The sequence below is a fragment of the Pigmentiphaga sp. GD03639 genome, from assembly GCF_029845405.1.
GTDB lineage: Bacteria > Pseudomonadota > Gammaproteobacteria > Burkholderiales > Burkholderiaceae_B > Pigmentiphaga > Pigmentiphaga daeguensis.
Window position 1 is genome coordinate 1 of the sequence record NZ_JAOCLR010000034.1, and the last position, 13,070, is coordinate 13,070.

Annotated in this window: 10 protein-coding genes, 1 tRNA gene and 1 pseudogene; 4 read left to right on the forward strand and 8 right to left on the reverse strand. The window is 66.3% G+C overall.

Annotated features, from left to right (window positions below; all coding sequences use genetic code 11):
- A pseudogene (locus N5K27_RS24700) lies at nt 1–697 on the forward strand (hypothetical protein); the annotation flags it as partial.
- A 7-nt stretch (nt 698–704) separates the two neighbouring features.
- Here the strand turns inward: N5K27_RS24700 and N5K27_RS24705 are convergent.
- The 7 genes from N5K27_RS24705 to N5K27_RS24735 form a co-directional block, all read right to left on the reverse strand.
- A complete protein-coding gene (locus tag N5K27_RS24705; protein ID WP_279819853.1) occupies nt 705–1,010 on the reverse strand; it encodes an AlpA family phage regulatory protein in 306 nt (101 codons plus the stop codon).
- Between the two features lie 345 nt (nt 1,011–1,355).
- Nucleotides 1,356–1,430: transfer RNA gene (locus N5K27_RS24710), tRNA-Val, on the reverse strand.
- Between the two features lie 61 nt (nt 1,431–1,491).
- Nucleotides 1,492–2,205, reverse strand: a complete 714-nt coding sequence (gene dnaQ / locus N5K27_RS24715; protein WP_087837909.1) for a DNA polymerase III subunit epsilon — start codon at nt 2,203–2,205, stop codon at nt 1,492–1,494.
- Between the two features lie 333 nt (nt 2,206–2,538).
- Entirely contained in the window at nt 2,539–5,646 is a 3,108-nt protein-coding gene (locus tag N5K27_RS24720; protein WP_279819856.1) for an efflux RND transporter permease subunit, read from the reverse strand.
- Nucleotides 5,647–5,656: 10 nt separating this feature from the next.
- The gene (locus N5K27_RS24725) at nt 5,657–6,754 is read right to left on the reverse strand and encodes an efflux RND transporter periplasmic adaptor subunit (protein WP_132979832.1); all 1,098 of its coding nucleotides are present in this window, start codon (nt 6,752–6,754) and stop codon (nt 5,657–5,659) included.
- Nucleotides 6,755–6,866: 112 nt separating this feature from the next.
- On the reverse strand, nt 6,867–7,838 hold the full coding sequence (locus N5K27_RS24730; RefSeq protein ID WP_132979831.1) for a tripartite tricarboxylate transporter substrate binding protein: 972 nt from the start codon (nt 7,836–7,838) through the stop codon (nt 6,867–6,869).
- 84 nt (nt 7,839–7,922) lie between these two features.
- On the reverse strand, nt 7,923–8,801 hold the full coding sequence (locus tag N5K27_RS24735; RefSeq protein WP_087837913.1) for a fumarylacetoacetate hydrolase family protein: 879 nt from the start codon (nt 8,799–8,801) through the stop codon (nt 7,923–7,925).
- Nucleotides 8,802–8,940: 139 nt separating this feature from the next.
- Here N5K27_RS24735 and N5K27_RS24740 point away from each other — a divergent pair, with 139 nt between their 5' ends.
- Nucleotides 8,941–9,645, forward strand: coding sequence for an FCD domain-containing protein (locus N5K27_RS24740; RefSeq protein ID WP_279819868.1), 705 nt, complete (start codon nt 8,941–8,943; stop codon nt 9,643–9,645).
- Between the two features lie 14 nt (nt 9,646–9,659).
- On the opposite strand, the gene N5K27_RS24745 is transcribed toward N5K27_RS24740, so the two are convergent.
- Nucleotides 9,660–10,451, reverse strand: a complete 792-nt coding sequence (locus N5K27_RS24745; protein ID WP_087837915.1) for a class I SAM-dependent methyltransferase — start codon at nt 10,449–10,451, stop codon at nt 9,660–9,662.
- Between the two features lie 4 nt (nt 10,452–10,455).
- On the opposite strand from N5K27_RS24745, the gene gloB reads away from it, so the two are divergent.
- Together gloB and N5K27_RS24755 are read left to right on the forward strand one after the other, a co-directional pair.
- Nucleotides 10,456–11,292 carry a hydroxyacylglutathione hydrolase gene (gene gloB, locus N5K27_RS24750; protein WP_132979830.1) on the forward strand — a complete coding sequence of 279 codons (837 nt, stop codon included), beginning with the start codon at nt 10,456–10,458 and terminating at the stop codon, nt 11,290–11,292.
- 249 nt (nt 11,293–11,541) lie between these two features.
- Nucleotides 11,542–13,062: a LysM peptidoglycan-binding domain-containing protein gene (locus tag N5K27_RS24755; protein ID WP_243724525.1), complete on the forward strand. Its 1,521-nt coding sequence runs from the start codon at nt 11,542–11,544 to the stop codon at nt 13,060–13,062.
- Nucleotides 13,063–13,070: the final 8 nt, after the last annotated feature.

The following is a 13,070-nucleotide window of genomic DNA, read 5'->3' on the forward strand; positions in this document are numbered from 1 at the left end:
ATCTTTCGGGTCGTCATGTAATCGACGATTGGCGATCATCTCGAAAGGAACGGTCATGGCCGCCCTCTTACTTACCTTTGCCAATCTCCAAGCCGTCAAAACTGCGGCACAACGAGCGTGGCCTGATGTGAAATCATCACACATCACTGAGGCCCTTGCCGCTGCGTATGGCTATCGTACTCATGCCGCGGCTCTGGCTGACTTAAATCGATCAGCCCACCCACCTCTAGTCCGAGCCAATCCTTCGGCTTTTTCTGAACGTCTATCCGATCTCGGGTACCCAGATCGAGGTAGCACCCCCCTAGTCCAGGCTGTCGACGAAGGCATTCCGGACGCAATCTGGAGCGTATGCACTAGTGGCGATATCAATGCGGCCAATCGCTGGTATGACCAGTGCCGCCGGCGGAACATCCCTCGCGTTCTGATCCAAACACGGCAGAAGTACTGCCTCTTGGAGTGGGACAGCATTACGATGGACGATAGCGTACTCCACCCGAAGATACGCTCGCCGGACACCCGTGACATGTTTCGCCGCTTTCAGGAAAAGATGCAACTTGGTGCGGGCGAGGGCAACCCCGAGTTTTACGGCAACGGGTTCGTTGGCTCAATTGATGGACTGCTGTTAAGCCCTGCCAGGGAACTGGCGGATGATTTCTTCGAAATGCTCTATGGCCCTCTTCGATCTGCAAACCTATAAAGCCGATTCAGACCATGTACAGGGGCTGTCGCTTTCGGTCGCAACTGACATGCTCAATGAGAGCGCCGAACTCAATCTCTGGAGTCAATACCGTACCAGACGGCTGGGCAAACACGCTCACACACGACAGGCGCTGAAGAGAGCTGGCCAGCAGTTGAATGTCATTGGCACGCCAAGCCGAGATACGAGCACCAAGCTTTACCGCCGGTGCAGGGTATCGTCCAGGCCTAACGCCAGCGTACCAAGTTGCCCGGGACATCGGGATAATTTGAAGAGCCTGCTTCAAGCGCGGGAAGTTGTCGAAAGCGTGCATTGCACAGCCTCCCTAAGAAAGAATCTTCTTCAGGTATCGGCTATGTCCCAAACATCGATGAGTAGATCGCTATCGGCCACACTCGAAGAAGTGCTCGCGAGTGACTCAAGCCATCATCCGGCAACGGCTCAGTAAGTATAGGAAGAACCCGGCAGAATGTAAGCAGCTATCTGCGTACACCTGCGGGAGTGGCAGGAAGGGATGACTGACCGCGCCTGGGCGGCCCTCCAAACCGGCGAGTCAGTTGCCCCACCGGGCAAACGGATTCATACCCTGACCGGGTACAGCTTTCCGTACCACTGGAAATCAAGCCGTAAGAAGATGCCTGATTTCATTGAGAATCTTTGGTGGGCGGTACTGGGTTCGAACCAGTGACCCCTGCCGTGTGAAGGCAGTGCTCTACCACTGAGCTAACCGCCCGAAGAGAACCTTCGGTTTGACTGCCGCATCCGCGACAGCCCATAACTATAGCATATCTTTTTTATGCAGTGGGAAGCGGTTCCCACTTCCTCCACAGGGTCTGCCCCTTGGATTCCTTGTCCAGGCCCGCCAGATAGGCCTGGTGGGCGGCCAGGTCGGCTTCGTCCACCGGCACCACCTGCAGGACCGAGGTATCGAAGGCGCCGAAGCTGGTCGTGGCCTGCCCGCCGGTATCGCCCAGGTCGATCACCAGGCTGTCCTGGCCGCGCGTCATGGCCAGCCAGACTTCGGCCAGCAGTTCCGAGTCCAGCAAGGCGCCGTGCAGCACCCGGTGGGCGTTGGAAATGCCGTAGCGGTCGCACAGGGAGTCGAGCGAATTGCGCTTGCCCGGATGCAGTTCGCGCGCATGCATCAGTGAGTCGACGACGCCCAGGCATTTGTCGCGGAAGCTGCCGCGCTGCAGCCGCGCCAGTTCGGCGTTCAGGAAGCGGATGTCGAATTCGGCGTTGTGGATGATGACGTGGCCGTCCTGGATGAAGTCCAGGAATTCGTCGACCTTGTCCTCGAACCGGGGTTTGTCGGACAGGAACTCGGTGGTCAGCCCGTGCACTTCCAGGGCGCCCGGGTCGCTGTCGCGGTCGGGATTCAGGTAGGTGTGGAAGTGGCGCTGCGTGACCCGGCGGTTGACGATCTCCACGCAGCCGATTTCGATGACGCGGTGCCCTTGGAGCGGATCGAGGCCGGTGGTTTCAGTATCCAGGACGACATAACGCATGCGGGGGCACCAGAGAGAAAATTGCGGAGGCCCCCAAGTTTAGGATATTTGGCCGAGCGAGTCGTCGGTAACCGCTTGCGGCCGGCGGGGCCCCACCCCCTCAGGGGCTGACGTAGCCGGTTTCGGCTGCGCCGAAACTTCCCGCGCCAGGCAGGCAAAACGGGGCGGGCGTGAACTCGCGCGGGGACAGTCCCCCGGACTGTCCCTACTGCCGCGCTCACACATGCACGCCCTTGCTTCCCCGTTTTGCCCGCCTGGCGCGGCGGCTCCGAACAGCCCCTGAGGGGGTGGGGCCCCGCCGGCCGCAAGCGGTTACCGACGACTCTTGCTTCCCTAACCCACCGATTCCGGGGCCGGCGCAACCGGGGCGGCGTGGGGATCGGGTTCCAGCGGGTGTTCGCCCACCGGCAGCGGGCGCTTGCGCTTGCCGGCCACCAGCGCGTACACGCAGGGCACGACGAACAGGGTCAGGAGCGTGCCCAGGCTCATGCCGCCCACGATCACCCAGCCGATCTGCACGCGGGACTCGGCGCCCGCGCCCGTGGCCACCGCCAGCGGGACGGCGCCCAGCACCATCGCGCCGGTCGTCATCAGGATGGGGCGCAGCCGCAGCACGCTGGCCTCGGACACCGCCTCGATCAGCTCCTTGCCCTGGTCGCGCAGCTGGTTGGCGAATTCGACGATCAGGATCCCGTGCTTGGTGATCAGGCCCACCAGCGTGATCAGGCCGATCTGGCTGTAGATGGACAGGGTTCCGCCCGAGAACCACAGTGCCAGCAGCGCGCCCGTCATCGACAGCGGCACCGACAGCATGATGATGAACGGATTGCGCCAGCTCTCGAACTGCGCCGCCAGCACCAGGTAGATGAACGCCACCGCCATCGCGAACACGAGGTAGATGCTGCCCGACGAATCGCGGAACTCGCGCGACTGGCCGTTCAGGTCGGTCTGCGCGGTGGCGGGCAGCACGCGCGCGGCGATGCCGTTCATCACGTCCAGCGCCTCGCCCAGCGCGTAGCCGGGCGCGAGCGACGCCGAGATCGTGACGGCGCGCATGCGGTTGAAGTGGTTCAGGGTCTGTGGCGACACGCCCTCGCGGACCGACAGCAGGTTGGCAAGCTGCACCATCTCGCCACTACGGGGCCGCACGTAGATGTCGGAGATGTCGGCCGGATTGGAGCGGTCGCGCGGGATCACCTGCACCAGCACGTCGTATTGTTCGCCGTTGTCCTTGAAGCGCGTCACCTGCCGGCCGCCCAGCATGGATTCGAGCGTGCGGCCGACGCGGTCCACGTCGACGCCGATGTCGGCCAGCTTGTCGCGATTGACCTGCACCCGCAGCTCGGGCGTGTTCAGGCGCAGGTCGGTCTGCACGTTCTGCACGCCGGGGTACTTCGACAGCTCGGCCAGGAAAGCGTCGGTCATCGTGGCCAGTTCGGGATAGGACACCTGGCTCATGATGACGAATTCGATGGGCGAGGAACGCGGCGACTGGCCCAGCGACGGGGGATTGGTGGGGAAGGCCTGCACGCCGGGCAGCGCGGCGAACTTCGGCTGGAGCGAGCGGGCGACCTCCTGCTGGCTGCGGGTGCGCTCCTCCCAGGGCTTGAGCCGCAGCACGGCGTTGCCCTCGGTCACCACCGGGAAGCCGGCCACCGCCTGGTAGGCGGCCATCTCCGGGATGTCCTTGTAGATTTCTTCCATGCGCTCGAGGTAGCTGGTGGTGTAGCCGACCGTGGCGCCCTGCGGCGCGACGATCCGGCCATAGATGACCCCTCGATCCTCGACCGGAGACAGCTCGCTCTTGATGATCTTGAACAGGGGCACGCTGCAGGCGCCCACGGCCAGGCCCAGCGCGATCACCCACCCGCGATGGGACAGCGCGAAGGACAGCGCGCGGCGATAGCCGCGCGTGAGCGCGTTCAAGCCGCTCTCGATGAAGTTGTACAGCCAGCCGTGCGACTCCTGGTGGCGCAGCATGAGCGAGCACATCATGGGCGTGAGCGTCAGCGCGACGAAGCCGGACACCAGCACGGCGCCCGCCAGGGCCAGCGCGAACTCGATGAACAGGCGGCCCGTGCGCCCGGTGGCGAAGGCCAGCGGCGCGTACACGGTGACCAGCGTCAGCGTCATGGCGATGACGGCGAAGCCGATTTCGCGCGAGCCCAGCAGCGCGGCCTGCATGCGCGACTTGCCTTCCTCGATGTGGCGGAAGATGTTCTCGAGCACGACGATGGCGTCGTCCACCACCAGGCCGATGGCCAGCACCATGGCCAGCAGCGTGAGCGTGTTGATGGAGAAGCCGAACGCATACATGAGCGTGCAGGCGCCGATCAGGGACACGGGAATGGTGACGATGGGGATCAGGCTGGCGCGCAGGTTGCGCAGGAACAGGAAGATCACCAGCACCACCAGCACGATGGCCTCGCCGATGGTGTGGAACACCGACTCGATGGACTTCTCGATGAAGACCGAGGTGTCGTACGCCATGTTCAGCTTCATGCCGCTGGGCAGCGTGGCGTTCATTTCCTCGATCTCGGCCCGCACCGCCTTGGACAGGTCCAGCGGGTTGGCCGTGGACTGCTTGACCACGCCGATGTTCAGCGCCGGCTTGCCGTTGAAGCGCGAGGTGACGCGCTCGTCCACCGGCCCCAGGCCGACCGAGGCGACGTCGCCGACCCGCACGCTGTAGCCGCCGACGTTGGCGATGATGACGTTCTCGAACTGTTCCCTGGTGCGCAGGTTGGTGGCGGCGACGATGGAGAACTCGCGCGCCATGGACTCGATCCGTCCCGAGGGGATCTCGACGTTCTGCTTGCGCAGCGCGTCCTCGACGTCCTGGACGGTCAGGCGGTAGGCGGCCAGTTTCCCGCGATCGACGTTGATGCGCATGGCCGGCAGGCGCTCGCCGAACACCCGCACCTCGGCCGCGCCCGGCAGCACGGACAGCCGGGGCTTGATGAAGCGGTTGATGTAGTCCGAGGTTTCCATCGCCGACAGCGACCCGGATTCCACGGCCAGGTACATGACCGGCTGGGAGTCGGCCTCGACCTTGGCGATGATGGGCTCGTCGATCTCGTCGGGCAGGCGGCCGCGCACGCGCGCGACCTTGTCCCGCACGTCGGCCGCCGCCGCGTCGGGAGATATCGACAGGCGGAAGCGGACGTTGATGTTGCTGCGCTCGGACCGGCTGGTGGAGGTCATGACCTCCACGCCCTCGATGCCCGACAGGGAATCCTCCAGCGGCTTGGTGATCTGGGACTCGATCACCTCGGCCGACGCGCCCTTGTAGACGGTGCTGACGGACACGACCGGCTCGTCGATCTGCGGATATTCGCGCACGGTCAGGCGGGAATACGAGATCAGGCCCACCAGCAGGACCAGCAGCGACAGCACCGTCGCGAACACGGGCCGCTTGATGCAGACTTCGGACAGGACCATGTGCCGGGCCTCAGAGCGCGGACGCCGTGGCGCCGGCGAGCTTCACCGGCACGCCGTCGCGCAGCTTCTGCGCGCCGGCCACCACGATCACGTCGTCCTCGGCCAGGCCGGAGACGATCTCGACCATGGCTTCGCGCCGCTGGCCGACCTCGACCTGCACCCGCTCGGCACGCCCGTTCTGCACGCGGTAGACGAACTGGTCGTCGCCCACCGGAACCAGCGCCGCCTCGGGTACCGCCAGCGCCTGGGCAGGCGTATCCAGCAGCAGCTTCACGCGCGCGAACATGCCGGGACGCAACTGGCCGCCGGGGTTCTTGACCTGGGCGCGCATGACGATGGAACGGCCGCCCGTGTCGATGAGCGGGCTGATGGCGTAGACGGTGCCGCCGAAGGACTTGTCCGGCATGGCGTCGAGCGATATCTGCAGGGTCTGGCCGGTACGGATCTGCGACAGGTAGATTTCCGGGATGCGGAAATCCACCTTGAGCGGATCGATGGCCTCGAGCGCCACCAGGTCCTGGCCGGCGCCGATGTAGTCGCCCACCGAGACGTTGCGCAGCCCGATCACGCCGCCGAACGGGGCGCGGATGTCGTTCTTGTCGAGCCGGACCTGGGCCAGCACCATGGCGGCCTGCTGCACCTTCATGGCGTTGTCGGCCTCGTCCTTGGCCTGCTTGCTGATGAAGCCCTTCTGCTGCAGCTCGATGGAGCGGTCGTAGTTGCTCTTGGCCAGCGTGAAGTTGGCGCGGGCCTGCTCGAACTCGGCGCGCGGCACGGAGTCGTCCAGGCGGATCAGCACCTGGCCCTTCTCGACCCGCTGGCCCTCGGTGAAGCGGATCTCGCTGATGCGGCCCGCCACTTCGGGACGCAAGGTCACGGACTCGTTGGACCGCAGGCTGCCGACGGCGGTGATGCCGCGCTCGAACGGCTTGCGCGAGACCTTCTGGGCTTCGACCAGGATGGCTTGCGGCCCCTTGGCCTTGGCTTCGTCGGGCGCCGCCGCGCCCGCGGGGGCGCCGGCATGGAACAGGCGCGGGGAGAAATAGCCGACTCCCGCCCCGACGGCGAGGGCAACCACCACGGCGGGAACTAAGGAACTCTTCTGCATACTGGCGAGCGGCAAACGCAACAAGGTGTATCGCTCACTGTAGCATCGGACCATGACGATTGCGCGGGATCCTGCGCATTTCCAGCCCCGCGAAAACCCTCGCTTTCCTTCGCTACTCGACCTTGCCTATCCGGCGGACGGCCTCGGCCAGCACCTGGGCGTCGGCCTGCCAGTAGGCGGCGAATTCCGGCGCGTCCATGTACATGACCGGGCTGCCCGCGCCCTGGATGGTCTTCAATACCTTGGGATCGGCAGCCGCGGCCTTGGCGGCGGCGCGCAGGCGATCGACCACCGGCGCCGGCGTGCCGGCCGGGGCGAACACGCCGGACCACTGGGCGAACTGTACCGGGTGCCCCAGTTCCGTCAGGCTGGGCACGTCGGGCAGGGACTCCAGGCGCCCGGTGCCCCAATGCGCCAGCGCCCGGACCTTGCCGCCCTTGATGTGCTGGAGCACCGAGGCCGGCCCCGTCGACAGGGCCTGGACCTGGCCGGCAAGCAGCGCCACGATGGCCGGCCCGGCGCCGGTATAGGGCACGTGCAGCAGGCGCAGGTTCGACTCGTTGCGCAGCATTTCCATCGGCACGTGCATGGTGCCGTAATTGCCCGAGGAGCCGTAGGCCACGTCGCGGTCGCCCTTCTTCTGCGCCGCGATGAACTCCTGCGCCGTCTTCCACGGACTGTCGGACCGCACCACCAGCACGGTCGGGTCGGCGGTGAAGCGCGCGATGGGGGTGAACTGGGACAACTGGTACATCGGCTCCCTGCCGAGCAGCTTGTCGGCCTCGGGCAGGATGGAGATGGACGACAGCGCCATCATGATGGTGTAGCCATCGGCCGCCGATTTGGCGACATGCCCCATGCCGACGCCGCCGCCGGCCCCTCCCCGGTTCTCGACCACCACGGCCTGGCCCAGGAAGCGGCTCATGGACTCGGCCACCGGCCGGGCAACGGTATCGGCCACGCCCCCCGGCGGGAAAGGCACGATCATGGTGATGGGCCGGGTCGGCCAGGATTCCTGCGCGGCGGCCGGCGCGCCGCCCAGGACGGCGCAGCAGGCCGCCCAGACCAGCAAGGTGCGTTTCATGTCGTCTCCTCGTTTCCCTTCGGGTTGCGCCCGCCCCCGTGTAGCCGGGGATGCCGGGCGGCGCGCGGCCTGCGCCCCGCGCCTTCAATCGACGGCGTTCTCCAGCACGCCTATGCCTTGCACTTCGATGCGGATCACGTCGCCGCGCTTGACGAAGCGGGGCGGATTGAAGCCTATGCCCACGCCCGCCGGCGTCCCAGTGGCGATCACGTCCCCGGGTTCCAGCGTGATGCCGGCCGAGATGGTCGCGATCAACGTCGGGATGTCGAAGATCAACTGCCGGGTATTGGCATTCTGGCGCAGCTCGCCGTTGACCCAGCAGCGGATGTCGAGATTGGCGGCATCCAGTTCGTCGGCGGTGACCAGCGCCGGCCCCATGGGGCAGAAACCGTCCAGCGACTTGCCCAGGAACCACTGGCGATGCAGCTTCTGCAGGTCGCGCGCCGTGAAGTCGTTGACGATGGTGTAGCCGAATACATGCTCGAGCGCGCGCTCGCGCGGGATGTTCCGGCCCGGCTTGCCGATGACCACGGCCAGTTCGGCCTCGTAGTCGAGCTGGGAAGTGACGCCCTCGTGCGAGGGAATGGCCGCGCCCGGCCCGATCACGGTGTTGTACGCCTTGGTGAACACCACGGGGGCTTCGGGCGCGTGCTCGCCCTCTTTCGCGCTGGAGTCGAAGCCCGATTTGCTGAATTCCGCGGCGTGTTCGAAATAATTCTTGCCCACGCAGAAGATGTTGCGCCGGGGGCGATCGATGGGCGCCAGCAATCGCGCGCCGGCCAACGGCCGGCCGGTGCCGCGCGGGGCGAGGCTGGAACGGAACTTCCCAAAATCCTGCACCAGTTGGATCATGTCGCCGGAGAACCCGGGGACCAGGTCGGCCAACGGCCAATAGTGCCGCATGTCGGCATCGACGAGAACGATGGCGGGTTTGCCGTCGGCAATCAGGTGAGCGAATTTCATGGTGCTTGCACAGGTCCAATTGGTAAATTCATATACCAATATAAAACCAAAATGGATCTCCATCAAGCATATGGCGCTTCGATATTTGACCAATTGGTACCATTGGATTAAGGTAGCGGCAGAACGAGGGACAGCCACCATGGACGAATCCGCAGCGCACAGCCCCATTTCGCGCGCCCCTGGAGCCAAGGAGCTCATGCATCACCTGCTGGGGGAAATATCGAGCGGCCGACTGCACGTCGGCGTCAAGCTGCCGCCAGAGCGGGAACTGAGCCAGCGCTTCGCGATTTCGCGCGGATCGGTACGCCGGGTGCTGGCCGACCTGCGCACCCGCGGCCTGATCGTCCAGTCGGTGGGCAGCGGCACCTTCGTCGCCGAGGGCGCGCAGGCGCTGGCCGGCGGCCCGGCGCCCGCGCCCGAGGTCAGCACCAGTCCGGCGGAACTCATGGAAGCACGGCTGCTGATCGAACCCCTGATGCCGGCCCTGATCGCGCGCAACGCCAATGCCGCCGACTTCGCCCGCATGCAGCAATGCGTGGAGGAATCCGAGCTCGCCGCCAGCATCGAGGCTTTCGAGCACTGGGACGGCGAACTCCACAAGTCATTCGCCGAAGCCACCCACAACTCGTTCTTCCTCCAGATCCTGGAGCTGACCAACCGCGTCCGCGAGCAAGGCGAGTGGGGCCGCCTCAAGCGCCGCTCGCTCACGCCGGAGCGGCGGGCGCAGTACCAGCGGCAGCACCGCGCCATCGTCGAGGCATTGAAGGACCGCGACGCCGCCCAGGCGCGGGATCTCCTGCTGGGCCACCTGCAGCAGATCCGGCAGAACCTGTTCGACGCCTGACGCCCGCGGGCGGCTTATCGCGAAGGTTCGCGCCCGGTCCGCAGCGGATGGACCTCCCGGGCCGTGGCCACCGCGGCCCGGCGCGGCGCCTTCTGCTTTTTCCAGGCGGGGCCGATCAGCCGCATGCCCACCGTGCGCTTGACCGCGGACACCACGTACAGCCCGCCGCATACCGGCCACCAGCGCTCGCCAGCGCTTTCCATGAAGGCGTAGCGGCGCAGCCATTTCTCGGTGCGGCAGGCCGGCGCATAGATGCCGAAGCGGCCGCCCTCGACCTCGAACGACAGCAGCTTGAGCCAGTCCTTGAGCCGCGCGGGGGACAGGGGCTGGATGCCCGGCGGCAGGAAGGACCGGCGGCGGCCCAGCAGGCGGCCGGCGCCCCACAGGCTCCAGGGATTGAAGCCGGTGATCACCAGCCGCCCTTCGGGAATCAGCACCCGCTCGGCCTCGCGCAGGACCTGGTGGGGATCGTCCGAGCATTCCAGGGTGTGGGGCAGGACCAGCAGGTCCAGGCTCTGCGAATCGAACGGCAGCGCCTCCAGGTCGGCCACCACGAACACGTTCCAGCGCGCCCGCTGCGGCTCGGACGGCATCGCGCCGGCGACATAGCCCTTGAAGGGCATGCGGTTGGCGCGCAGCGCGTCCAGTTCGGCCAGGCCGGCCTGCATGGCGTGGAAGCCGAATACGTCGGAGACCGCCTCGTCCAGCCGCGCCTGCTCCCAGGCGAGCGCGTGGCGGCCGGGATCGGACGCCAGCCACGCGGCAAGCTCTACAATCGGAGAATCCTGGACGTCAGACGGCAGCATCGGAATGAAAGACTCGAAAGGAAGCAAGCGATCGGCCGGCCCGCAAGATACCGGTCCGACGGCCGGCATAACCGGCATTCCCGCCTTCAATGACAACTACCTGTGGTTGATCCGGCAGGGCACGCTGGCAGCCGTGGTGGACCCCGGCGACGCCGCGCCGGTCCTGGCCTCGCTGCAGCAGCAGCGTCTCCAGCTTCGTGCCATTCTACTGACTCACCACCACAAGGACCATGTCGGCGGCGTCCTGGCGCTGGTCGAACGCACCGGCGCCACGGTGTTCGGCCCCGCGGGCGAGAAACTGCCCCATTGCGACCGCCGCCTCGCCCAGGGCGACCGGGTCACCCTGCCCGAGCTGGACCTGGACCTGGAAGTGCTGGACGTGCCGGGGCATACCGCCGGCCACATCGCGTACGCCGGCCGCGCGGCGGGCGTCGAACCGCTGGTGTTCTGCGGCGACACGCTGTTCGCCTCGGGCTGCGGCCGCCTGTTCGAGGGCACGCCGCAGCAGATGAAGGCCTCGCTGGACAAGCTGGCCGCCCTGCCGGCCAAGACGCGCGTGTATTGCGCGCACGAATACACCTTGTCCAACCTGGCCTGGGCCGCCGCGGTCGAACCCGACAACGCCGCGCTCCAGGTGTGGCACCAGCAGGCGCGCCACCTGCGCGAACAATCCCAGCCCACCGTGCCGACCACGCTGGACCTGGAGCGCCAGGTCAACCCGTTCCTGCGCACCGCCGTTCCCGAGGTGGCGGCCGCCGCGTCGGCCCACGCCGGCAGGCCACTGGCCGACGCCGTCGAGGTGTTTGCCGCGCTGCGCGAATGGAAGAACGATTTCCGGTAGAGCACGCCGCATCTTGCCTCGATTTCCGTTCAATGCCCGCCAAAAGCTTCGAATTTGTAAAAGCGGGTTGACGGAAACCATTCTCGATTCGTACTATGCCGCGCTAAATGCACCGTGAGCCGCGCCGGTCCCCCGAGCCGGGGCCCCGCCCCTTCCCGGGATCCCCCGCGGCTCCAAATTGAAACTGCCTCGCTGGGCCCCGTCCTCCGGGACGAGGCCCAGCGAGGCATGTGGTCAAGGACACGAAACATGCTATTGCGCCCCCGCGGCGTCTGGAATCTGCGGGCGGGCGTCCGCGATGGTCGTCCAGCCTCCCTGTACAAAATCCTGATCGCCGGGTGCGTGATGGTCCTGGCGGGCTGCGCTTCGATGGAACGCCCCGCGGCAACCGGCCAGGACATGCAAGGTGTGGCGTCCGCCGCCTCCACCGGCACCGACAACCCCGCCGGCTTCTCTTCCTCCCCGCGAATCGCCCAGTCCCCCCGTACCGCCGGCCGACGCATCGACGCCCCGCTGAGCCTGCAAACGCCCGATGATGGCCTGGAGCCGCGCATGGTCGACCTGACCGTGCAGCCGGCGGATATCTGGACCCGCATCCGGCGCGGCTACGCGGTGCCCAACATCGACACGCCGCTGGTCAAGGAGTGGGAGAACTTCTACGCCTCGCGCCCGGACTATATCCAGCGCACGGCCGAACGCGCCGGCAAGTATCTGTACTACATCGTCGAGGAAATCGACCAGCGCGGCATGCCGACCGAACTGGCGCTCCTGCCCTTCGTGGAAAGCTCGTACGACCCGTGGGCGCTGTCGCGCTCGCAGGCGTCGGGCCTGTGGCAGTTCATTCCCGCCACCGGCCGCGGCTTCAACCTGAAGCAGGACTGGTGGCGCGACGAACGGCGCGACCCCATCGCCTCGACCCGCGCCGCGCTGGACTACCTGCAATACCTGTTCGACTTCCACGGCGACTGGCACCTGGCGCTGGCCTCCTACAACTGGGGCGAAGGCTCGGTCAAGCGCGCCATCGACAAGAACACGGCCCGCAGCCTGCCGACCGACTACCTGTCGCTCGACATGCCGGACGAGACGCGCAACTACATCCCCAAGCTGCAGGCGATCAAGAACATCATCTCCAACCCGGCCGCCTACAACATCGCGCTGCCGTCGATCGACAACCAGCCCTATTTCGTCACCATCACCAAGAGCCGCAACATCGACGTGAAGCTGGCCGCCCAGCTGGCCGAGATGCCGCTCGAGGAATTCAAGGCGCTCAACCCGTCGTTCAACCGCGGCGTGATCCTGGGCAGCCACGAACCCACATTGTTGCTGCCGGCCGACCGCATCAGCATTTTCGAGGCCAACCTGCGCGCCTACAGCGGCTCGCTGTCGTCGTGGCACACGCATGAGCTGGCCCATGGCGAGACCCTGACCACCGTCGCCCGCAAGTACGGCACCTCGGTGGCGACGCTGCGCAAGGCGAACGGCCTGGGCACCCGCTCGCGCATCGGCTCCGGCGACATCCTCATGGTGCCCACCAGCCGCCAGGCCGAACCCACCCTGGTCGCCAGCGCCGGCATCACCCCCGTGCGCGCCACCGTCCAGAGCAACGGCCGCGCGAAAAAGACCGTCCAGGTCCGCACGTACAAGGTGCGCAAGGGCGACACCCTGAGCTCCATCGCCCGCCAGTACGATGTCTCGGTCGATCACCTGCGCGCCCTGAACCGCATCAAAGGCTCCGCCATCCCTGTCGGCCGCACGCTGAAGATCCAGTAAACTCGCAC